An 18803-nucleotide genomic window follows, 5' to 3' on the forward strand; every position below is an offset into this window, starting at 1 on the left:
TGAATAATAAATCTAGAACTTTTTTATCAAAATGCCATTATTCGTGTCCTAGCGATCCCCTTTGCGGCGACGCTCCATCAGCGGCACCAGATAGACCGGCACCCTGGACAGTTGCAGCACGCGCGCAGCGGTTCGACCCAATGGCGTTTCCGCGCCAGCGCCATGACTGTGACTCCCTACGATCAGCAAATCGACGGAGAGTTTCTGCGCCTGGTCGAGAATCACCTGCGACGGATCGCCCTGCAGTACCCGCACTGCCCGAATCCGTTCCAGGTCCTGCTCCCCTTCATCCCCCAGTTCTTCGCGAAAGCTGTCGAGCACCCGCTGCTCGATATTGGCAATCACCGTATTCAGACCCTGACTGTGAAACTCGTTCAGGGCCTGCTCATCGAGGTAACTCTGAAGCACCGATTCGGCGAACAATCCCATCGGCTCAACCGCGTGCACCACATACAAGTCGGCATTGAATGTTCGAGCCAGTGCCAACGCATGCTGCATCACAAAAGGTGCATACAGACCGAGGTCGGTGGCATACAGCATCGAATGAATCATAGTGACCTCCTTTAATGCCAACATGGCGGAGATTGATTCAGCTTAGCAGTGCCGTGGCGAGTGCGGCGCAACGCATTGAACCGCAGCGCTTTAAATCGACGGCTCGTTACTGATGCCATGCGGCACGTGACCGGTGGCGACCACTTCGCGGGCCAGCTCGCAATGGCCGGCCTGATCGTCGAAAAATACGTCGGCGGCAAAGGCTTCGAGAAAAGCCGATTTGGTCAGCCCCCCAAGGAACAACGATTCATCCAGACGGATGTCCCATTCGCGCAAGGTGCGGATCACCCGTTCATGAGCCGGCGCCGAGCGCGCGGTCACCAGCGCGGTGCGAATCGGACAGGCATCATCGGGGAACTCGCGCTGCAAAAGATTGAGCGCTGCGAGGAAACCTTTGAACGGCCCGCCGCGCAGGGGTTCGCGGGCTGACTCGCGTTCGCTGGCCTGAAACGCTGCCAGGCCTCCCGACTGATAGACCCGCTCCGACTCATCGGAAAACAGCACCGCGTCACCGTCGAAAGCAATGCGTAATTCATCGCTGGCGGCGCGACTGGCACCGCCCGACAGAATAGTCGCTGCGGCGAAACCTGCATCCAGCGCACTGCGCACATCGTCGGCATGGGTCGAAAGAAACAGGTCGCAGCCAAAGGCCTTGAGGTACGGATAAGGACTGCGTCCGCCGACAAATGCCGCACGCGAGATCGCCAGGCCATAGTGATGAATCGAATTGAAAACCCGCAGGCCGGTGTCGGCGCTGTTGCGCGACACCAGGATTACCTCGACCCGGGCACGGCCGAGACTGGCGTTCAGGTTCAGGAGTTTTTCGACCAACGGGAACGCATCGCCGGGCTCGAGAATTTCGTCTTCGTGTTCGATCTGATATTGCCGATAGGCCTCGACGCCGCTCGACAGATAAACCTTGTGGCTCTCGCTCAAGTCGAACAGTGCTCGCGAAGAAATCGCCAGCACCAGTTTGTCGTCTATGCCATTGGCCATGCCCTTACCTCTCCTTTTGACCGACTCAGTGATTACGTCGGTCGATAAAACTCAAGCTGCGATACAAGGCTTCGATGCGCGGTAATTCACATCCCGCGGCTTTTGCCGCCGCCAGTGGCCGAGTGTAGATCGCGTCCAGTTCCAGCGGTCGCTTGTGCAGGAAGTCGTGGTACATGCTCGGCCAATAGTCGGGCATTTTCTCGGTCATCATGAACAGATAATCGGCGTAACCCGACGGTATGTCGTGGCCACAGGCCTTGGCTCCCTGAACCACTTCGGCCATCAAGGCCTGAATCAGCGCGCGACTGTCGGCATCCGCCATCAACGGCGTGGTGCTTGCCCCGAGTACAACCGACAGACCGTTGTAGGGAATATTCCAGACCAGTTTCTGCCAGCGCGCCTGGCGCAGGTTCGGCATGGCCTGGGCGTCGATGCCGGCGGCGCGAAACAGCCCGGCGCCCTCCTCGACGATGTTCATGCGCGCCTGCTCATCGGCGGCGGGACCACTGTGATAGCCGACGTTCACGGCCCCGAGCGCCTGATGGGTAATGACCCCTGGGCCGGCGCGATGGACGCAGATCAGACAGAGCCCGCCCAGCAGGTGCAGTGAATCAGGGAGCAACTCGCGCAGACTGTCTTCGACGTCCAGGCCATTTTGCAGCAACAGCACTTTGGCATCAGGTGCCGCCGCTTGAATAATGGCCGGTGCCAGGTCCGCGTTACTGGTGGTCTTGGCGCCCACCAGTAGCCAGTCACATGGCGGCATGTCGGCAGCCGACGAATAGGCCTGAACCGGGTTCAAGACCAGCGGGCCCAACGACGCATGGTCGAGATGCAAGCCCCGTTCGGCCACCGCTGAAAACTCACTGCGCAACAGCAAATGCACATCGAAGCCGGCACGCGCCAGCATCAGCCCGTAGAAACCACCGATCGCCCCGGTACCGATAATACCGATTGTCGGCTTGGCCACTGTGCCTGTCATGGCAACTCCTCCGCTTGTCGACTCAGCGCCTGACCCACGGCCTCATTGAGCGCGGTGCGGGTCAGACGCGACTGTAGTGCCCCGAAGAACTCACCGTCGCGCACCACAAACAGCGCCGGCAAATGAAAGACCCGATAACGCTCGACCACCCCGCCATTGTTCCCGGCATCGATCCAGCACAGTCGATCGACCGCCAGATCGAACGTGGGCAATTGTTCACGGGCAAAACGGCAACTGGCGCAGCCGACGCTGGTAAAAATCACCAGGGAAATGCCGTTCATCGCCAGCAGCCGTTGGTCGGCGTCGAAATCGGTCAGTTCCAATTCGCCCACTATACTGGGAGAAACGATGTCAGATGGCCGACACAGGGAGTCCGTGTTCATGAGACGTTATCTTCCTCATCCTGACGATGTGCCCGTTGAATTAACGTTGTTCAAACATGAGTGCATTTCGCGGCAAGAGCTGCACACTATCAGCCTCGGCGGCATGGCTTGCAATTACCACCGCGCGTGGCGCCACGGTACGGCGCTGGAAGTACGCATGCCAACCCTGAACCCGGACTTGTGTTTTCTGGGCTATGTGGCCTGGTGCCTGCGACGCAAGCGCGGCTATCTGGTCGGCATCGCTTTTGTTGACGAACACACGCTGTTCAGTGCCAGGATGGGCGAACAGGTGTGTCAAATCGAACGTTTCTGCCGCCTGCATGACGCGCACGACGACCTGCAGGATATTCAGGCCCTAGCGCTCGAATGGGTCCAGATGCACGCCAACGAGTTCTCCCACGACACGGTTCGCAAGGCATTTGCATAGCCTGCGCGGGATTAGGGGGCGTCTCAATTAGATTCCCCGCCGGCGGGAAAACTAACTGAGAATGCCCCCTAACCGCTGTCTGCCCATTGTCTAGCCACGGTGTAACGCGCTAAGGTTCGGCTCCCCGACGCGCTTAATTTGCTGTGCTCCGCCGCGCGGGTTCGCTGGCGGCCGGCACCCGTGACCTGACGAGTAAACGATGGCTGATTTACCGATCAACGACCTTAACGTCGCCTCCAACGAGACCCTGATCACTCCCGATCAGCTCAAGCGTGATATCCCTCTGAGCGACGCTGCCCTGCGCACCGTCACCAAGGGCCGCGAAGTCATTCGCAACATTCTTGATGGTACCGACCACCGCCTGTTCGTCGTGATCGGGCCGTGCTCGATCCATGACATCAAGGCTGCCCACGAATACGCCGAGCGTCTGAAAGTGCTCGCGGCCGAAGTGTCCGATACCCTGTATCTGGTCATGCGCGTGTATTTCGAGAAGCCACGTACCACTGTCGGCTGGAAAGGCTTGATCAACGACCCGTACCTGGACGACTCGTTCAAGATTCAGGATGGCCTGCACATCGGTCGTCAGCTGCTGTTGGACCTGGCCGAGATGGGCCTGCCGACCGCGACCGAAGCCCTCGACCCGATCTCCCCGCAATACTTGCAGGACCTGATCAGCTGGTCGGCGATCGGCGCACGCACCACTGAATCCCAGACTCACCGTGAAATGGCTTCCGGCCTGTCCTCGGCCGTCGGTTTCAAGAACGGCACCGATGGCGGCCTTACAGTGGCCATTAACGCCTTGCAATCGGTGTCCAGCCCGCACCGTTTCCTGGGCATCAACCAGGAAGGTGGCGTGTCGATCGTCACCACCAAGGGCAACGCCTACGGTCACGTGGTATTGCGCGGCGGCAACGGCAAACCGAACTACGATTCGGTCAGCGTCGCGCTCTGCGAGCAAGCGCTGAACAAGGCAAAGATCAAGCCGAACATCATGGTCGATTGCAGCCACGCCAACTCCAACAAAGACCCGGCTCTGCAACCGCTGGTGATGGAGAACGTCGCCAACCAGATCCTCGAAGGCAACCAGTCGATCATCGGCCTGATGGTCGAAAGTCATCTGAACTGGGGCTGCCAGGCGATCCCGAAAGACCTCGCCGATCTGCAATACGGCGTGTCGATCACCGATGCCTGCATCGATTGGACCGCCACCGAAAACACCTTGCGCAGCATGCACGCCAAGCTCAAGGACGTGCTGCCTAAACGCGATCGCAGCTGATCGCCGTTTCGTTTCACGCATAAAAAAACGCCAGGTTTAAGCCTGGCGTTTTTTTATGCGTTCGCTTTGTTCACAGCTTGGCGGCATGCCGCTGGTGACGCTCCATGTAGCGCTCCACGTAGGAACACGATGGAATGACCGTGTAGCCCATTTCCTCGGCGTATTGCAGTGCCTGCTCGGTCAACGCCGCTGCGATGCCGCGACCACGCAGCGCGTTGGGTACAAAGGTACGATAAATATCCAGGGTCTGCTTCCCCAGATCCATATAGGTCAGGTAGGCACGATAACCGTCCACAGTGGTCTCGAACTGATGACCAGCCTGGTCATGGTGGATGGACAACGCCTCGCTCATCACTACTCCTCGCGGGTCTTTGATTCTGACCCCTACCTTACCGATGTTTTTCCGGCGAAGGAACATCTACGCCACCCCGTGCCTGAATGGACACCGAGAGAGCAACACCCATCTCGCGCAACCGAGCACGTACAAATAGTAGGCACCATTGGCAGAAATGCTCAAGGGACGCTCGTCATGCTGGCAGGAGGGTGTTGCCTGGGGTAATGCAGGGGCGGCTCGACCGGGATATTCCCGAGTCCAGGCCTGAACATTGCCGGATATTGAGACTTAAGACGAGCGCCCTTTGTTTAAGTCACCTCAACATGGATAAAGATATGAGAGCCGCTGCGCAAAATCCGAACAAAAGTGTGGACGATTCCATCTAGACAGACTTTAGTCGAGACTGAAAAACAGCTGCCGACACCGGGAACTTTTCCCCGGCGCCTCGCTCAGTTCGGGCTTCGCAGCTGGACATTTTTTATACAATGCAGTTAAAAGTTGCTCGAAAAAGAATCAACGCCTACAATTTTTTTTGCTTCTTGCTCGACGTCAGTTTACTTACTACAAGTAATGGGTAGTATGTACGCCGGCTATTTCCTCACTCTGAGGAGACAGCTACTTAATAGAAAGTCCTTGAAGGGGAACACGATGAACAACGTTCTGAAATTCTCTGCTCTGGCTCTGGCCGCAGTTCTGGCTACCGGTTGCAGCAGCGTATCGAAAGAAACCGAAGCACGTCTGACTGCTACTGAAGACGCAGCAGCTCGCTCCCAGGCTCGTGCAGACGAAGCTTACCGTAAAGCTGATGAAGCTCTGGCTGCTGCTCAAAAAGCACAACAGACTGCTGACGAAGCTAACGAGCGTGCTCTGCGCATGCTGGAAAAAGCTAGCCGCAAGTAATAGTCCTTCGGGATTGTTATCAAGCCGACCCATTTTTTGGGTCGGCTTTTTTATTGCCCGCCATTTCTGCAGGCCATAAAAAACCCGCCGACGCGGCCTGCGTCGGCGGGTTGCTTTAACGCGTTACTGCTGCAGGTCGATCGGTGCACTCGATACCATCGGCGCCGACGCATTCGGTATAGCGATTTCCACCGGCAGACCATCTTCAGCGGCAACCACGTCACGCACCACATCCCAGTCCATGCGCAAGTTGTTGGTGATGTCCTCACGCTTGAGCATCGCATTGATCACTGCGGTGTGTTTGTCGACTACCGAAGGGTTGCCCTTGTCATCCAGCGGCGTGTGCGCCTCCAGATAAACCTTGCCGCCACTGAGGCCGAACTTGTACGGGTCGTTGAGGATGCGCACCGACGTCCCTACCGGCACCATGCCAGCCATTTCCAGCACGTTATTGTTGAACATGCGGAAACAACCGTGGCTGGTGCGCATGCCGATGCCGAACTTCTTGTTCGAACCGTGGATCAGGTAACCCGGAGTACCCAGCGTGAACTTGAACGGCCCCAGCGGGTTATCCGGGCCGGCCGGCACCACATTCGGCAGTGGATCGCCATCGGCCGCGTGCTCGGCCTTGATCGACGCTGGAGGCGTCCAGGTCGGGTTCGGCGTCTTGGCGATGATGCTGGTGTGGGCAATCGGCGAGCCCCAGCCTTCACGGCCGATACCCAGCGGGAAGGTGTACACCACGTTCCGGCCTTTCGGGAAATAGTAAAGACGGTATTCAGCCAGGTTGATGACGATGCCTTCACGAGGGCCCGGCGGCAGGATGAAGCGCGTCGGCAGCACCACTTCGGTGCCCGCGCCCGGCAACCATGGATCAACGCCAGGGTTGGCCGCGACCATTTCCGAATAGCCCAGATCGTAGGTGGTGCCAAGGTCGGCGAAGGTATCTTCGTACTTGGCCTTGATCACTTGCACCTGGCCGATGATGTCTTCACCGGGTGGTGGCAGGGGTAGCTCCAATGCTGCTACCGGACCCGCGACACAGAGGGCGGCAAGAGACAGGCAGCGGGTGACGGCGGGAAAGCGCGGCAACATCCGGAAAATCCTTCGCATGATCGACAAGGGTATAAAAACAGGATTGTACACCGCCGTCCGTAATTTCGGGGAGGTCGAGAAGTGACAGGCGATGCAAGGCACTTGGGGGCGCAATTTCCGCAAATGGATTTTTACCCATACCCTTGAGGTGCATGGGAAGCCGCCTTCGCGAGCAAGCCCGCTCCCACACTGGATAGGTGCCGAACACAAATACTGTATTCACTGAACATTTAATGTGGGAGCGGGCTTGCTCGCGAAGGGGCCCTAAAGCTCGAACCGCAACTCGGGCCAGATCGGCGAGGTGCCGCGTTTTTGCGATTCCAGGATGGCCCGGCACAGCGAGCACAGGCGCTGGTCCTGGAACACTGTACGGTCGACGCTCGACCAGCGCGGTTGCGCCGGCAACAGGCTGCCACACAAGGTTCGGTCCGCCGAGCCGCCCAACTCCAGCTGACGGGTCACCAGATGCACCCGCACTTCCTGGCAGGCGAACAGATCCAGCTGTTCGTCAGGCTCGATCAGTTGGTAGGCAAAAAGGGACCAGGCAGGACGCGGCATCGGGGGCTCCAAATCGGGGGCGCCACCTTAGCCGAAACACCGCCGCTAGAAAAGCGTCAAAGCAGCGGTTTCAGTGTCGGCCAGACATTTTCCAGCAACTTGCCCTGAGCCGCCGCAGCCGGGTGCAGGCCGTCGCCTTGCATCAGGTCCGGATGACCGCCCACACCATCGAGGAAAAACGGCACCAGCGGGATCTTTTTCTCGTTGGCGACCTTGGTGAAAGCCTCGGCAAAGGCCTGGGTGTAACGCACACCGTAGTTGGGTGGCAGTTGCATGCCCAGTAGCAATACCTTGGCACCACTGGCGCGGGAGCTGTCGATCATCGACGCAAGATTTTGTTGCAATTGTGTTGGCAGCATTCCGCGCAACCCATCATTGCCCCCCAACTCGAGGATAACCAGCGCAGGCTTATGCTCTGCAAGCAGCGCCGGCAGGCGCGCCCGGCCTCCGGCACTGGTATCGCCGCTGATGGACGCATTGACCACTTTATCGTCGAAACCTTCGTGCTTGAGCCGTTGCTCGAGCAATGACACCCACCCCAAGCGGGTATCCAGGCCGAAACCGGCGCTGATACTATCGCCAACGATCAGGACTGTACCCGCCGCTGCGTTCTGGGCCATGCACATCAAGGCCAGGCCAGCACTCAAAAACCACACACGCATCGGATTCTCCATGGGCGCAAGCATTCTCACCGCGAAGAACCTCAGCAAAGTGGTTCCCAGCGCGGAAGGTGAACTGACTATCCTGCACGAACTCAGCCTGGAACTGAACAAGGGCGATAGCCTGGCCATCGTCGGCGCCTCCGGTTCTGGCAAATCCACCCTCCTGGGCCTGCTCGCCGGCCTCGACCTGCCGAGCAGCGGCGAAGTCACCCTCGCCGGGCAAGGCCTGAGCAATCTCGATGAAGACCAACGCGCGCGCATCCGCGCCGAGCATGTGGGGTTTGTTTTTCAATCATTCCAGCTGCTCGACAGTCTCAACGCTTTGGAAAACGTCATGCTGCCGCTGGAGCTCGATGGCCGCAAAGACGCCCGTGAGCGCGCCACCGAACTGCTGCAACGGGTCGGTCTGGGCCAGCGCCTGACCCACTCACCGCGCCAGCTTTCCGGTGGAGAGCAGCAGCGCGTGGCGATTGCCCGGGCCTTCGCCGCTGAGCCCGACGTGTTGTTCGCCGATGAACCCACCGGCAATCTCGACAGCCACACCGGCGAGCGCATCAGCGATCTGCTGTTCGAACTCAACCAGGAAAGCGGCACGACCCTGGTGCTGGTGACCCACGACGAACGCCTGGCACATCGCTGCCGGCGCCTGATCCGCCTTGAAGCCGGCCTGCTGGTCGCCCCTCTGGAGCCTTGATGGCACGCCTGCCGCTGTTGCGCCTGTTCAGTCTCGCTATTCGCCAATTGCTGCGCGATGCCCGCGCCGGTGAGTTGCGCGTATTGTTCTTCGCCTTGCTGGTGGCCGTGGCGGCAAGCACCGCTATCGGTTACTTCGGCGCTCGCCTGAACGGCGCCATGATGCTGCGCGCCACCGAGTTTCTCGGTGCCGACCTGGTGCTCGAAGGCAGTTCGCCGGCGCGGCCCGAACAGATAAGAAGCGGCACGGAGTTGGGCCTTGAGCATGCTCAAGTGGTGGAATTCTCCAGTGTCATCGCCACCGACAACGGCATTCAGCTGTCCAGTATCAAAGCCGCCGATGACGTCTACCCGTTGCGTGGCGAACTGAAAAGCGCCCCCGCGCCCTTCGCGACGGAGGAACCCGGTGGCGGTCCGAAACCCGGCGAAGCCTGGGTCGAAGCACGACTACTGACCGCGCTGGACTTGAAGATCGGCGACAGCATCGACGTCGGCATGAAAACCCTGACACTGGGGCGAGTGCTGACCTACGAACCGGATCGTGCCGGCAATTTCTACAGCCTGACGCCACGGGTGCTGATCAACCTCAGCGACCTTGAGGCAACCGGCGTGGTGCAACCCGGCAGCCGGGTCAGTTACCGCGAACTCTGGCGCGGCAACGCCTCGGCGCTGGAAACCTATCGGCAGCTGATCAAGCCAGGCCTGGCCGCCAACCAGCGCATCCAGGATGCTCGCGATGGCAACCGGCAGATCGGCGGCGCCCTGGGCAAGGCTGAACGCTACTTGAACATGGCCAGTCTGGTGGCGGTGTTGCTGTCCGGCGTGGCCGTGGCGTTGTCGGCGACACGCTTCGCCACGCGCCGATTCGATGCCAGCGCATTGCTGCGCTGCCTGGGTCTGTCCCGTCGGGAAACCATGGTGCTGTTCAGTCTGCAACTGACCGTACTCGGACTGCTCGCCAGCATCAGCGGCGCCCTGCTCGGCTGGCTGGCGCAACTCGGGCTGTTTGCACTGCTGCATGATTTACTGCCGACCGATGTTCCACCGGGTGGCCTGCTGCCGGCCATCGCCGGGATCGGCACCGGGCTGGTCGCACTGGCCGGCTTCGCCCTGCCGCCATTGGCCGCTTTGGGTCGAGTGCCGCCGCTGCGCGTGTTGCGTCGCGACATGCTGCCGATTCCGTCCAGCACCTGGATTGTTTATGGCGCGGCATTGGGCGCCCTCGGCCTGATCATGTGGCGCTTGAGCCTGGACCTTTTGCTGACCTTCGCCCTGCTCGGCGGCGGTGTGATCGCGGCACTGGTGCTGGGCGGTTTGCTGTTGCTGCTACTCAAGAGCCTGCGTCGGATGCTGGCGCGCGCCGCATTGCCATGGCGCCTCGGGTTGGGCCAACTGCTGCGCCATCCACTGGCGGCGGCGGGTCAATCCCTGGCCTTCGGTTTGATTCTGCTGTCCATGGCGCTGATCGCTTTGCTGCGCGGCGAGTTGCTCGACACCTGGCAAAACCAGTTGCCAAAAAATGCCCCGAATTATTTCGCCCTGAACATTCTGCCAGCGGACAAACAGGCCTTTACCGATCGACTGATGGAGTTGTCGGCACAATCGGCGCCGCTGTACCCGGTGGTGCCGGGACGGCTGATCAGCATCAATGGCGAGCCGGTGCAGGACATCGTCAGCAAGGACTCGGCCGGCGATCGAGCCATTCAACGCGACCTGAGCCTGACCTGGGCGGCAGACTTGCCGGCGGACAACAAACTCACCGCTGGCAACTGGTGGGATCAGCAACCAGCAGATGAAATACCCGGTGTTTCGGTGGAAGGTAAAGTCGCCGAAAGCCTCAAACTCAAGCTCGGCGATCATATGGTGTTCACCGTCGGCGGGGCCAATCGGGAGGCGAAAGTCACCAGCCTGCGGGAGATCAACTGGGACAATTTCCAGCCGAACTTTTTCATGATCTTCCAGCCCGGCACCCTGAAGGACTTGCCAGCGACCTACCTGACCAGTTTCTATCTGGCGGCCGGTCATGATCAGCAGATCGTCGACCTGTCCCGCAGCTTTCCGGCAGTGACCATTCTGCAAGTCGAAGCCTTGCTGGCGCAGCTGCGCAGCATTCTCGGCCAGGTCACCCTGGCGGTGGAATACGTGCTGTTGTTTGTGCTGGCGGCGGGGATGGCGGTGTTGTTCTCCGGCTTGCAGGCAACGCTGGATGAACGCATTCGCCAAGGTGCATTGCTGCGAGCGCTAGGCGCCGAGCGGCAGTTGCTGGTCAGGGCTCGGCGGATTGAGTTCGGCCTGCTCGGCGCGGTCAGCGGGTTGCTGGCAGCACTGGGTTCGGAACTGGTGAGCATGGTGCTTTACCGCTACGCCTTCGACCTGCCCTGGCATCCGCATCCATGGCTATTGGTGTTGCCGCTGATCGGCGCCGTGCTGATCGGCGGTGCCGGTGTGTTCGGCACGCGCCGCGCCTTGAACGCCAGCCCCCTGACAGTCTTGCGCGAGGGTTGATAAACTCAAGCGCTCTGATCACGTATTCAACACAAGAAGTCGCCATGAGCCGTTATCGCCCACCCCGCACCGCTGGCACCGCGCTGATCACCCCCGAAGGTGAAGCGCGGATGCGGGCCGAGTTTCATGAGCTATGGCATGTGCGCCGACCGCAAGTGACGCAATCGGTCAGCGAGGCGGCGGCACAGGGCGATCGCTCGGAAAACGCCGAATACACCTACGGCAAAAAGATGCTGCGCGAGATCGACAGTCGCGTGCGCTTTCTCACCAAACGCCTGGAAGCGCTCAAGGTGGTCAGTGAGAAACCCAGCGATCCGAACAAGGTTTACTTTGGCGCTTGGGTCACGATTGAAGATGAAGATGGCAAAGAGTCGCGCTATCGCATCGTCGGACCGGATGAGCTGGATCTGAAACTAGGCCTGATCAGCATCGACTCACCGTTGGCGCGTGCCTTGATCGGCAAGGCACTGGACGCCGAAGTGCGGGTCCAGACACCGACCGGTGAACAATGCGTGTATATCGTGGCGATCGACTATTTTTGAGCCGCGGCGCTCTGAGCCGCAGCGCTCTGAATCTCAGCGACGGGTAATCAGCCCTTGGCGAGCCACGCGAGTCAGCTGCCTGATCACTTGCGGCGCATCCTCGGCGTTGGGTGCCAGAATCACCGCCAGATCGAAACTGTCGTTGGCAAACCGTGCCAGTGACTCGCCGTCGTCGACAAACTGAATCAGGAAGGCAGCAGGCCCACCGGTACGACGTGGCCAGCCATCGAGGTAACGCAGAAGCGTCGGCTGATGTTTACCGCCAAGCAGGATTTTTGGATTGCGCTGGGAGAGGTGTGCCGTGATCGGCGCAGGGCGTATAACGGGGCTTAATGCATTCATTGTGTCGTGTCTCTGCCTCAAAAGTCTGCATGGCAGGTGAGAGGCAACACCGAACCAGCGCTTTAGCGGTATTTCGAAGCCTGTTTCAAGCTTCTATCGGCAACTGAATGAGTCACCTGGCGCCCCGCAAGTAGCTGTTTAAATCGGCGCATGGGCAGCATCCTAGAGAAGCTGACCGGACAGTGTCAAGAATCACGCGCAACAAAAAAGGCCTGCACAGTGCGTCGCACAATGCAGGCCTTTTTGTTGAGCGAGAGCGGTCAGTCGGTGATGGCGCGGTCTACCGACAGCTTGCCTGCACCTTCGATCAGCACCGCGAGGCTGCCACCGAGCAAAGCCAAGGCGAATTCATAACCGTTGTTGGCCATGAACAGACCATTGCTGATATGCACCGTGAAAATAGCCACTAGCGAGAGGAAGGTCAGCCCCAGCGCTGCCGGGCGTGCCAGCAGGCCGATGATCAGCGCCAGACCGCCGAAGAACTCGGTACCACCGGCCAGGATCGCCATCAGGTGACCGGGTGCCAGCCCGATGCTTTCCATGTACTGCGCGGTGCCGGCAATGCCGTAGCCGCCGAATGCCCCGAAGAGTTTCTGTGAGCCGTGGGCCGCGAAGATGATGCCGACGAAAATGCGCAGAATCGTCAGACCGTAGCCCGCGCGAGTGAACAGTACCTTGTTGATCAGTGTGCTCATGCTGTGTCATCCATTGTGAGTGTGTGTTGGTTGACCACTATATTAATCAATAAAACTCATGTTAAAAGCGTAAAAAACGCACCATAACAATCAGCTTAGTCGATCATTTCCGTGAGGCAACTTTTTGCCCCTGAGGCTCCAACGACTCCCGCTCCCGATCGAACGCCAGGTAATACTTGTTCACGCTATTAACATAGCTGACAGCCCCCATTCCCACCTGCTCCATGGCGATGCGCTCGACCTGGAAAAACCACTGATTAGGATTCAAGCCGCGCCGCCGCGCTTCGGCGCGCATGCCTTGAACCCGCTCCGGTCCCATGTTGTAGGCCGCCAGCACAAACGCCATGCGCTCGCGCTCGTTGAGTTTGGGGCTGGCAAAAAACTTGCGGCGGATCATCGCCAGGTACTTGGCCCCGGCCTGCACATTGGCGTCGAGGTTTTGAATATTACCGACCCCAACTCGTTGCGCCGCGGATGGGGTGATTTGCATCAGGCCGGTGGGGCCGCTGCCGCTTCTGGCGTTGGGTTGCAGCGCCGACTCCTTGAAAGCCAGCGCCGCCAGGTTCAGCCAGTCCATCCCTTGGGCTTCAGCATGTTTTTGCAACACCGGTCGAAGTTTTTCCAGGCGCTGCCGATCAGCCTTGGCCAAGGGATAGTGCACTTGATACAAGCGTCGATAGATCCGCAGGAACGCCGCATCCTGGTCCGACGGTTTCTTGTAGGTAGTCAGGAAGCGATCGATGCTCGAGCGCAGCATCGAGGCGTCGCGGCGCACGAACCAGTATTCCTCGCCTGGCTCGCTAATAAGGACCTGACGATCGAAGCGCAATTTGGGCAGGATCTTGCCCCAGCGTTCGGCAATCGGTTGCTCGACAATCGTCAGATGAAAGATCCCACCCTGGACCATTTCCAGTACATCCTCGACCGCCAGACTTGGATCGACCCACTCGATCGTCACCGGAGGCAGTTTGTGCAGTGCGAGTTTCTGATTGATCTGACTGACCGCATCCCCGGCGGCACTGCCGGTGGGGAGCGCGAGGGTTTTGCCCGAAAGTTGTTCGAGACGGGTGTAACGTCGTTCGCCTTTGATTCCCACCAGCAGCAACGGCACATTGCTGGCGATCGGTTGACTGGTGCTGACCGCGAGGCCCGATTGCGGATCGAGCAATTCCCCTGGTGCGACCAAATCACCCTCCCCGCGCTGCAACGCGCCGAGCAGTTGATCCTTGGCTTTGGGAATGATCTTGAGGGTGATTTCCTGGCCGTCACGGGCATGGCCATTGAGGTATTGTTCGAAAGCGCGCAGGCGATGGTATTCGACGCCGATGGCCTGGCCCTGGACTTCACCGGAGCTGTTGCGACTCTGGTTGACCAACACCCGCAACACGCGACTGCTGCGAATCTCCGCCAGATCGCGGACCTTGGCCCCGGGCACGGCTTGCAACGGCCCGGCCAGACGCGCAACCGCCGGCATGGGCAGCAGCAACGAGCAGCACAGCAGTAACAAAACCGAGGGACGAATCATCCACTCTCCGGAAAGAATACTGGCCGACCTCATGGGTGATTTCATGATGTCGAGCGACAGAAACAGAGCGCCTGAAGCGCTGATAAAGTGCGTGAGAGTGGCACAATGATGGCGAATCTACCAACCCGGCCTGCCTCGCGGCCTCAACAGACAGCTTTAACTCATTGTAGTTCTTGGCTTTTCTTATAAATCTACAGCTCTGATATGCTTTCCGGCCTTTGGTCCGAGGTAGCACCATGCAACTCATCGATATCGGCGTCAACCTGACCAACCCCAGTTTTGCCGACAAACACCAGGCTGTACTCGACCGTGCCTATGCTGCCGGGGTCTGCCAACTGGTGCTCACCGGGACCAGCGTCGAGGGCAGTGAACACGCTCTGGAGCTGTGCCAGCAATTGGACGAAAGTGCTCAGCGACTATTCGCCACGGGTGGCATTCATCCGCACTCGGCCAGCGACTGGAATGCCGACAGTGCTCAGCGTCTGCGCAGTTTGCTCAAGGAGCCGAATGTGGTGGCCGTGGGTGAATGCGGCCTCGATTTCAATCGTGATTTCTCGCCTCGCCCGCAACAGGAAAAAGTTCTCGAAGAACATCTGGCGATGGCGGTCGAGCTGCAATTGCCGGTGTTCCTGCATGAGCGCGATGCCAGCCAACGATTGTTGGAGATCCTGCGTGACTACCGCGACCAGTTGCCGGCCGCCGTGGTGCACTGCTTCACCGGTGAAAAAAAGGCGTTGTTCAGTTATCTCGATCTGGATTTGCACATCGGCATCACTGGCTGGATTTGTGATGAACGCCGGGGCACGCACCTGCATCCATTGGTCAAAGAGATTAAACGCGGGCGCTTGATGCTAGAGAGCGATGCGCCATATCTGCTGCCCCGCAGTCTGCGTCCCAAGCCGAAGAACGGTCGCAACGAGCCGGCGTATCTGACCGAAGTGTTGCGTGAGGTGGCGTTGCATCGTGGGGAGACGGTGGAAGATTTGGCTGCTCACAGCACGGCCTGTGCACGAGCATTTTTTGGTCTGCCCTCAATTCCTCAATGAACATACATCCCCCTGTGGGAGCGGGCTTGCTCGCGAAAGCGGTCTGTCAGTCACATTGATGTTGGATGTGTCGCCGTCTTCGCGAGCAAGCCCGCTCCCACATTGGGACTGCGGAGGATGTTGACCCATATCAAGAGTCGAAGCCTTGAGTAGCGGCACAATGCTGGCACCTTGCCAAAACTGTTTCCGCTATCAGAGAAGACCTCCATGGGTGCCTGGCTTAGCAACATTTCGCTGAAATATAAATTCTGGGCGGTCAACGCCGTCGCCTTCGTCACCACCCTATTGCTGGTGCTGTACGCCGTGCAACTTGAACAACAGGCCCGCAGCCACGCCACCCAAACGTCGGCCCAGGCCCAGGCGCGATTGCTCTATGCCTGGCCTGGCGGACAGCCGCTGCCCAAGGCCGATAACCTGCTGACCTTCAATCGCGGACAGGCGCCATTGCTGAACGGGCAACCGCTGCTGGAGCTGACCGATACCAACGGTTGGGTCGAAATCAACACCATGCCGCTGTTCGGTGAAAACCCGTTGATGGGCGCCGAGGTGTTCGCTCGCCCTGACGGTCAACAGGCCGCGGTGATTGCTTATGGCCCGAGCCTGAGCCAAGTGTTCGGCGAACGCTTCACCCACTATGCAGTAGCGGTATTCATCCTGATGCTGGCAATGCTCGGCGCGTCGCAACTGTTGATCCGCTTCCTGCTCAGCCAACTCAACACCTTGAAAGACGTGATGCTCCACGTCGAGAAAACCGGTGACCTGTCGGCTCGTGTGCCGCTGGCTTGCAAGGATGAAGTCGGGCAGATGGCCAACGCCTTCAATGCCATGCAGGCTGGTTACCAGCGGGTGGTCAACACCGTCGCCAACACCGCCCGGCAACTGGATGTCGGCGCCGCGCGGCTGGCCTCGAGCATGAACGAGGTGCGTCACGGCATGCTCGGTCAGCAAAGCGAAACCGATCAAGCCGCCACGGCGATCAACGAAATGACCGCCACGGTTCATCATATCGCCCAACATGCCGGTGCCACCCGCGACCTCTCGCAAACCGCCGACACCCTGGCCGGCAGTGGCCAGGAAGTGGTCACGCGGGTGCAGAAATCGATTGGCGGGTTGTCCACCGGCGTGCAGCAAACCGCCGAGATGATTCAGCGTCTGGCCGAGGACAGCCAGAAGATCAATGGCGTGGTCAGCGTGATCCACAGCATCGCCGAACAGACCAACCTGCTGGCCCTTAACGCCGCCATCGAAGCGGCCCGGGCCGGTGAAATGGGCCGCGGGTTTGCGGTGGTCGCCGATGAGGTGCGTAACCTGGCCAAGCGAGTCCAGGCGTCCACCGACGAGATCACCACCATGGTTTCAGCACTGCAGGCCGGCACTCGGGACGCCGTGGACTTCATGCAGGAAAGTTCGTACAAGGCGGACGCCTGCATGCAGCAGGCTCAGGAAGCCAGTGTGGCCCTGGCCGAAATCACCGGTGCGGTGGCGCAGATGCGTGAAAGCAATACGCAGATCGCGGTGGCGGCCGAGCAGCAGAGCCATGTGGCGGAAGAAATGAATCGGGCGGTGGTGAGCATTCGCGACGTGACCGAAAACACCGTGCAGCAGACCGTGAATTCGGCGATTACCAGCAATGAGCTGGCGATGTTGGCAGGGGAATTGAGCAAGGCCATCGGGCAGCTCAGGCTTTGAGGGCCTCTTCGCGAGCAAGCCCGCTCCCACAGTAGATTTTTGGTGTACACAAAATCTGTGTTCACACCGCTCCCACATTGAATTGCGCTTAACTGACTGGCATCAGGGCTTGCCCGCGAAAGCGTCAGCCCAGTCAACATCAATATTGCCCATGACCCCTATCACTTCGATAGCCAGCCTTGATTCGCCGACGGCTTGCGCCAGGCCTATTCTTTATTCAAGCGCCTCACGAATAAAGGATAAACATCATGGGCAAACGTCACCCCAACCTTTCCGCCTGGCAATGGCGAATGTACCCGCACAATCACCAGCACCCGACCAATCTGGTGCTGCACCTGATTGCCGTGCCGTTGTTCATCGTCGCGTTTTTGCTGATGGTCTCGGGTGTGTTCAGCCTGGATCTGGCGAGCTTCGCGATCGGCGTTATCGGTCTGCTCGCGGCCTTGGCCCTGCAGCGTCACGGTCACCGCCTGGAGGCGCAAGCGTCCGAGCCGTTCAGTGATCGCAAAGATGCGGTATCACGCTTGCTGGTCGAACAGTTCCTGACCTTCCCACGGTTTTTCTTCAGTGGCGGCTGGTGGCGCGCCTGGCGTGAACGCCACCGTCGTCGTCACTGATCAGGCGAAAATCGTTACAGTCTGCCGGCTCATGGCGATCAACTGACCGTCTTCGCTCCACAGTTTTGCGGCGGCGTGCCCGTAGCCGTCAGCGGCATACTCGATTTCCACCAGGTACTTGCACCAGTCCAGCGTGCTCAACGCGAGCAACGGCTGGACGAATTCGATGGTCCAGGTCAGCGTGCTGCCTGCAGCCGGTTTCTTCAGATGCGACAACAAGGACGGCGGCCAGGCGTCGACCAGCGCCAGAATATGCGCCTCGTTGACCACTTCGTCCTTCCCTTCTCCACGCAAGCGCACCCAACCACCCATATTGCGGGAGGTGTTGCCGGTGAACGGCAGGCCGCCAATGCTCCAGCGCATTGCCAAATGACGCATGAATTCCGGGGTTACCCCTTTGATATAGGGCATTTCCTGGCAGTCGTCCCAGTGCTTCATCTCGGGCGCAGCGTTGGCCGTGACCGCCACTTCGGACGGCCGCGAAGCACCAAAGCTGCCCTGAACCAACGTCACCACTTGCCCCTTCTGCATCGCCCGGCCCAGCACCTGGCTGACGGCTTTGCCCTCGCGCAACACATCGACTTCAAAACTGACCGGCACATCGGGTTCGACCGGGCCGACAAAGGTGATTGCCAGCGATCGCACCGGACGATCCGCCGGGACTTTTGCGCGCATGGCTTCGTATTGCAGGGCGGCTATCAGGCCGCCAAAAGTCGCCCGCCCCTGACCCCATTCGGCCGGAATAGACAGCCCTTGCGGTTGGCTGCGGACAGCGTCGAGCAGATCGGAAAAGCGCATGGAAACCTCAGAGGCAGGAAAATGGATGGAACGATCTTAACCAGCCTGCAAAACCGGCACAGCGCTTATTCCGGCCAAAATCACTGACAGATGAGCCGTGCCAACATTGAACACACAAACTAATGTGGGAGCGGGCTTGAACTGGCCTAATGAAATTGGACACATCAATAGGGCGCTATGATGGCG

General features: G+C 59.5%; 21 protein-coding genes. 9 read left to right on the forward strand and 12 right to left on the reverse strand.

The window, feature by feature from the left end; genetic code table 11:
- Positions 1-48: 48 nt before the first annotated feature.
- The 4 genes from IC37_RS15535 to IC37_RS15550 all read right to left on the reverse strand — a co-directional run bounded on the left by IC37_RS15535 (position 49) and on the right by IC37_RS15550 (position 2913).
- Positions 49-552 (reverse strand): universal stress protein, encoded by a 504-nt coding sequence (locus IC37_RS15535; protein WP_007899922.1) that lies wholly within the window; start codon positions 550-552, stop codon positions 49-51.
- A gap of 90 nt (positions 553-642) precedes the next feature.
- Entirely contained in the window at positions 643-1548 is a 906-nt protein-coding gene (locus tag IC37_RS15540; RefSeq protein WP_030132329.1) for a 5'-nucleotidase, read from the reverse strand.
- A gap of 25 nt (positions 1549-1573) precedes the next feature.
- Positions 1574-2530 carry a putative 2-dehydropantoate 2-reductase gene (locus IC37_RS15545; protein WP_030132330.1) on the reverse strand — a complete coding sequence of 319 codons (957 nt, stop codon included), beginning with the start codon at positions 2528-2530 and terminating at the stop codon, positions 1574-1576.
- A complete protein-coding gene (locus IC37_RS15550; RefSeq protein WP_030132331.1) occupies positions 2527-2913 on the reverse strand; it encodes a co-chaperone YbbN in 387 nt (128 codons plus the stop codon). The genes IC37_RS15545 and IC37_RS15550 overlap by 4 nt, the downstream gene beginning before the upstream one ends.
- Between IC37_RS15550 and IC37_RS15555 the strand changes: the two genes are divergently transcribed.
- On the forward strand, positions 2912-3340 hold the full coding sequence (locus tag IC37_RS15555; RefSeq protein ID WP_030132332.1) for a PilZ domain-containing protein: 429 nt from the start codon (positions 2912-2914) through the stop codon (positions 3338-3340). The genes IC37_RS15550 and IC37_RS15555 overlap by 2 nt on opposite strands.
- A gap of 199 nt (positions 3341-3539) precedes the next feature.
- Positions 3540-4616: a 3-deoxy-7-phosphoheptulonate synthase gene (locus IC37_RS15560; protein WP_008009435.1), complete on the forward strand. Its 1077-nt coding sequence runs from the start codon at positions 3540-3542 to the stop codon at positions 4614-4616.
- A 70-nt stretch (positions 4617-4686) separates the two neighbouring features.
- Here IC37_RS15560 and IC37_RS15565 read toward each other — a convergent pair whose 3' ends face one another.
- Positions 4687-4968: a GNAT family N-acetyltransferase gene (locus IC37_RS15565; protein WP_030132333.1), complete on the reverse strand. Its 282-nt coding sequence runs from the start codon at positions 4966-4968 to the stop codon at positions 4687-4689.
- A gap of 630 nt (positions 4969-5598) precedes the next feature.
- On the opposite strand from IC37_RS15565, the gene oprI reads away from it, so the two are divergent.
- A complete protein-coding gene (gene oprI, locus IC37_RS15570) occupies positions 5599-5850 on the forward strand; it encodes an outer membrane lipoprotei OprI (protein WP_003172710.1) in 252 nt (83 codons plus the stop codon).
- A 123-nt stretch (positions 5851-5973) separates the two neighbouring features.
- On the opposite strand, the gene IC37_RS15575 is transcribed toward oprI, so the two are convergent.
- The 3 genes from IC37_RS15575 to IC37_RS15585 form a co-directional block, all read right to left on the reverse strand.
- On the reverse strand, positions 5974-6945 hold the full coding sequence (locus IC37_RS15575; RefSeq protein ID WP_030132334.1) for a L,D-transpeptidase family protein: 972 nt from the start codon (positions 6943-6945) through the stop codon (positions 5974-5976).
- 264 nt (positions 6946-7209) lie between these two features.
- Positions 7210-7503, reverse strand: coding sequence for a hypothetical protein (locus tag IC37_RS15580; RefSeq protein ID WP_007899882.1), 294 nt, complete (start codon positions 7501-7503; stop codon positions 7210-7212).
- Between the two features lie 56 nt (positions 7504-7559).
- On the reverse strand, positions 7560-8165 hold the full coding sequence (locus IC37_RS15585; protein ID WP_030132335.1) for an arylesterase: 606 nt from the start codon (positions 8163-8165) through the stop codon (positions 7560-7562).
- 10 nt (positions 8166-8175) lie between these two features.
- Between IC37_RS15585 and IC37_RS15590 the strand changes: the two genes are divergently transcribed.
- Genes IC37_RS15590 through greB form a run of 3 tightly spaced genes read left to right on the forward strand, consistent with a single transcriptional unit; the run spans position 8176 to position 11905 of the window.
- Positions 8176-8859 carry an ABC transporter ATP-binding protein gene (locus IC37_RS15590; protein WP_007899869.1) on the forward strand — a complete coding sequence of 228 codons (684 nt, stop codon included), beginning with the start codon at positions 8176-8178 and terminating at the stop codon, positions 8857-8859.
- On the forward strand, positions 8859-11363 hold the full coding sequence (locus IC37_RS15595; RefSeq protein WP_030132336.1) for an ABC transporter permease: 2505 nt from the start codon (positions 8859-8861) through the stop codon (positions 11361-11363). Before IC37_RS15590 ends, IC37_RS15595 begins: the two co-directional genes overlap by 1 nt.
- A 44-nt stretch (positions 11364-11407) precedes the next feature.
- On the forward strand, positions 11408-11905 hold the full coding sequence (gene greB / locus IC37_RS15600) for a transcription elongation factor GreB (RefSeq protein ID WP_018929803.1): 498 nt from the start codon (positions 11408-11410) through the stop codon (positions 11903-11905).
- Between the two features lie 33 nt (positions 11906-11938).
- Here greB and IC37_RS15605 read toward each other — a convergent pair whose 3' ends face one another.
- From IC37_RS15605 to IC37_RS15615, 3 genes are all read right to left on the reverse strand, one after another.
- Positions 11939-12247 carry a hypothetical protein gene (locus IC37_RS15605; RefSeq protein ID WP_030132337.1) on the reverse strand — a complete coding sequence of 103 codons (309 nt, stop codon included), beginning with the start codon at positions 12245-12247 and terminating at the stop codon, positions 11939-11941.
- A gap of 260 nt (positions 12248-12507) precedes the next feature.
- Positions 12508-12942 carry a DoxX family protein gene (locus tag IC37_RS15610; protein ID WP_030132338.1) on the reverse strand — a complete coding sequence of 145 codons (435 nt, stop codon included), beginning with the start codon at positions 12940-12942 and terminating at the stop codon, positions 12508-12510.
- A 103-nt stretch (positions 12943-13045) separates the two neighbouring features.
- Positions 13046-14467, reverse strand: a complete 1422-nt coding sequence (locus IC37_RS15615; RefSeq protein WP_030132339.1) for a transglycosylase SLT domain-containing protein — start codon at positions 14465-14467, stop codon at positions 13046-13048.
- A gap of 236 nt (positions 14468-14703) precedes the next feature.
- On the opposite strand from IC37_RS15615, the gene IC37_RS15620 reads away from it, so the two are divergent.
- The 3 genes from IC37_RS15620 to IC37_RS15630 all read left to right on the forward strand — a co-directional run bounded on the left by IC37_RS15620 (position 14704) and on the right by IC37_RS15630 (position 17819).
- On the forward strand, positions 14704-15513 hold the full coding sequence (locus IC37_RS15620) for a TatD family hydrolase (protein WP_030132340.1): 810 nt from the start codon (positions 14704-14706) through the stop codon (positions 15511-15513).
- Between the two features lie 207 nt (positions 15514-15720).
- Positions 15721-17202 (forward strand): methyl-accepting chemotaxis protein, encoded by a 1482-nt coding sequence (locus tag IC37_RS15625; RefSeq protein WP_030132341.1) that lies wholly within the window; start codon positions 15721-15723, stop codon positions 17200-17202.
- A 248-nt stretch (positions 17203-17450) separates the two neighbouring features.
- Positions 17451-17819 carry an Mpo1-like protein gene (locus IC37_RS15630; RefSeq protein ID WP_030132342.1) on the forward strand — a complete coding sequence of 123 codons (369 nt, stop codon included), beginning with the start codon at positions 17451-17453 and terminating at the stop codon, positions 17817-17819.
- Here the strand turns inward: IC37_RS15630 and IC37_RS15635 are convergent, their stop codons facing one another.
- Positions 17820-18617, reverse strand: a complete 798-nt coding sequence (locus IC37_RS15635; protein WP_030132343.1) for an acyl-CoA thioesterase II — start codon at positions 18615-18617, stop codon at positions 17820-17822.
- Between the last annotated feature and the right edge of the window lie 186 nt (positions 18618-18803).

It is taken from the genome of Pseudomonas sp. QTF5 (assembly GCF_000512695.2).
Taxonomy (GTDB): Bacteria; Pseudomonadota; Gammaproteobacteria; order Pseudomonadales; family Pseudomonadaceae; genus Aquipseudomonas.

Bases quoted from the DNA above. Each gene is read 5' to 3' on its own strand.
- IC37_RS15535 (WP_007899922.1), bottom strand. From the start codon at position 552: ATGATTCATTCGATGCTGTATGCCACCGACCTCGGTCTGTATGCACCT.
- IC37_RS15540 (WP_030132329.1), bottom strand. From the start codon at position 1,548: ATGGCCAATGGCATAGACGACAAACTGGTGCTGGCGATTTCTTCGCGA.
- IC37_RS15545 (WP_030132330.1), bottom strand. From the start codon at position 2,530: ATGACAGGCACAGTGGCCAAGCCGACAATCGGTATTATCGGTACCGGG.
- IC37_RS15555 (WP_030132332.1), top strand. From the start codon at position 2,912: ATGAGACGTTATCTTCCTCATCCTGACGATGTGCCCGTTGAATTAACG.
- IC37_RS15550 (WP_030132331.1), bottom strand. From the start codon at position 2,913: ATGAACACGGACTCCCTGTGTCGGCCATCTGACATCGTTTCTCCCAGT.
- IC37_RS15560 (WP_008009435.1), top strand. From the start codon at position 3,540: ATGGCTGATTTACCGATCAACGACCTTAACGTCGCCTCCAACGAGACC.
- IC37_RS15565 (WP_030132333.1), bottom strand. From the start codon at position 4,968: ATGAGCGAGGCGTTGTCCATCCACCATGACCAGGCTGGTCATCAGTTC.
- oprI (WP_003172710.1), top strand. From the start codon at position 5,599: ATGAACAACGTTCTGAAATTCTCTGCTCTGGCTCTGGCCGCAGTTCTG.
- IC37_RS15575 (WP_030132334.1), bottom strand. From the start codon at position 6,945: ATGTTGCCGCGCTTTCCCGCCGTCACCCGCTGCCTGTCTCTTGCCGCC.
- IC37_RS15580 (WP_007899882.1), bottom strand. From the start codon at position 7,503: ATGCCGCGTCCTGCCTGGTCCCTTTTTGCCTACCAACTGATCGAGCCT.
- IC37_RS15585 (WP_030132335.1), bottom strand. From the start codon at position 8,165: ATGCGTGTGTGGTTTTTGAGTGCTGGCCTGGCCTTGATGTGCATGGCC.
- IC37_RS15590 (WP_007899869.1), top strand. From the start codon at position 8,176: ATGGGCGCAAGCATTCTCACCGCGAAGAACCTCAGCAAAGTGGTTCCC.
- IC37_RS15595 (WP_030132336.1), top strand. From the start codon at position 8,859: ATGGCACGCCTGCCGCTGTTGCGCCTGTTCAGTCTCGCTATTCGCCAA.
- greB (WP_018929803.1), top strand. From the start codon at position 11,408: ATGAGCCGTTATCGCCCACCCCGCACCGCTGGCACCGCGCTGATCACC.
- IC37_RS15605 (WP_030132337.1), bottom strand. From the start codon at position 12,247: ATGAATGCATTAAGCCCCGTTATACGCCCTGCGCCGATCACGGCACAC.
- IC37_RS15610 (WP_030132338.1), bottom strand. From the start codon at position 12,942: ATGAGCACACTGATCAACAAGGTACTGTTCACTCGCGCGGGCTACGGT.
- IC37_RS15615 (WP_030132339.1), bottom strand. From the start codon at position 14,467: ATGATTCGTCCCTCGGTTTTGTTACTGCTGTGCTGCTCGTTGCTGCTG.
- IC37_RS15620 (WP_030132340.1), top strand. From the start codon at position 14,704: ATGCAACTCATCGATATCGGCGTCAACCTGACCAACCCCAGTTTTGCC.
- IC37_RS15625 (WP_030132341.1), top strand. From the start codon at position 15,721: ATGGGTGCCTGGCTTAGCAACATTTCGCTGAAATATAAATTCTGGGCG.
- IC37_RS15630 (WP_030132342.1), top strand. From the start codon at position 17,451: ATGGGCAAACGTCACCCCAACCTTTCCGCCTGGCAATGGCGAATGTAC.
- IC37_RS15635 (WP_030132343.1), bottom strand. From the start codon at position 18,617: ATGCGCTTTTCCGATCTGCTCGACGCTGTCCGCAGCCAACCGCAAGGG.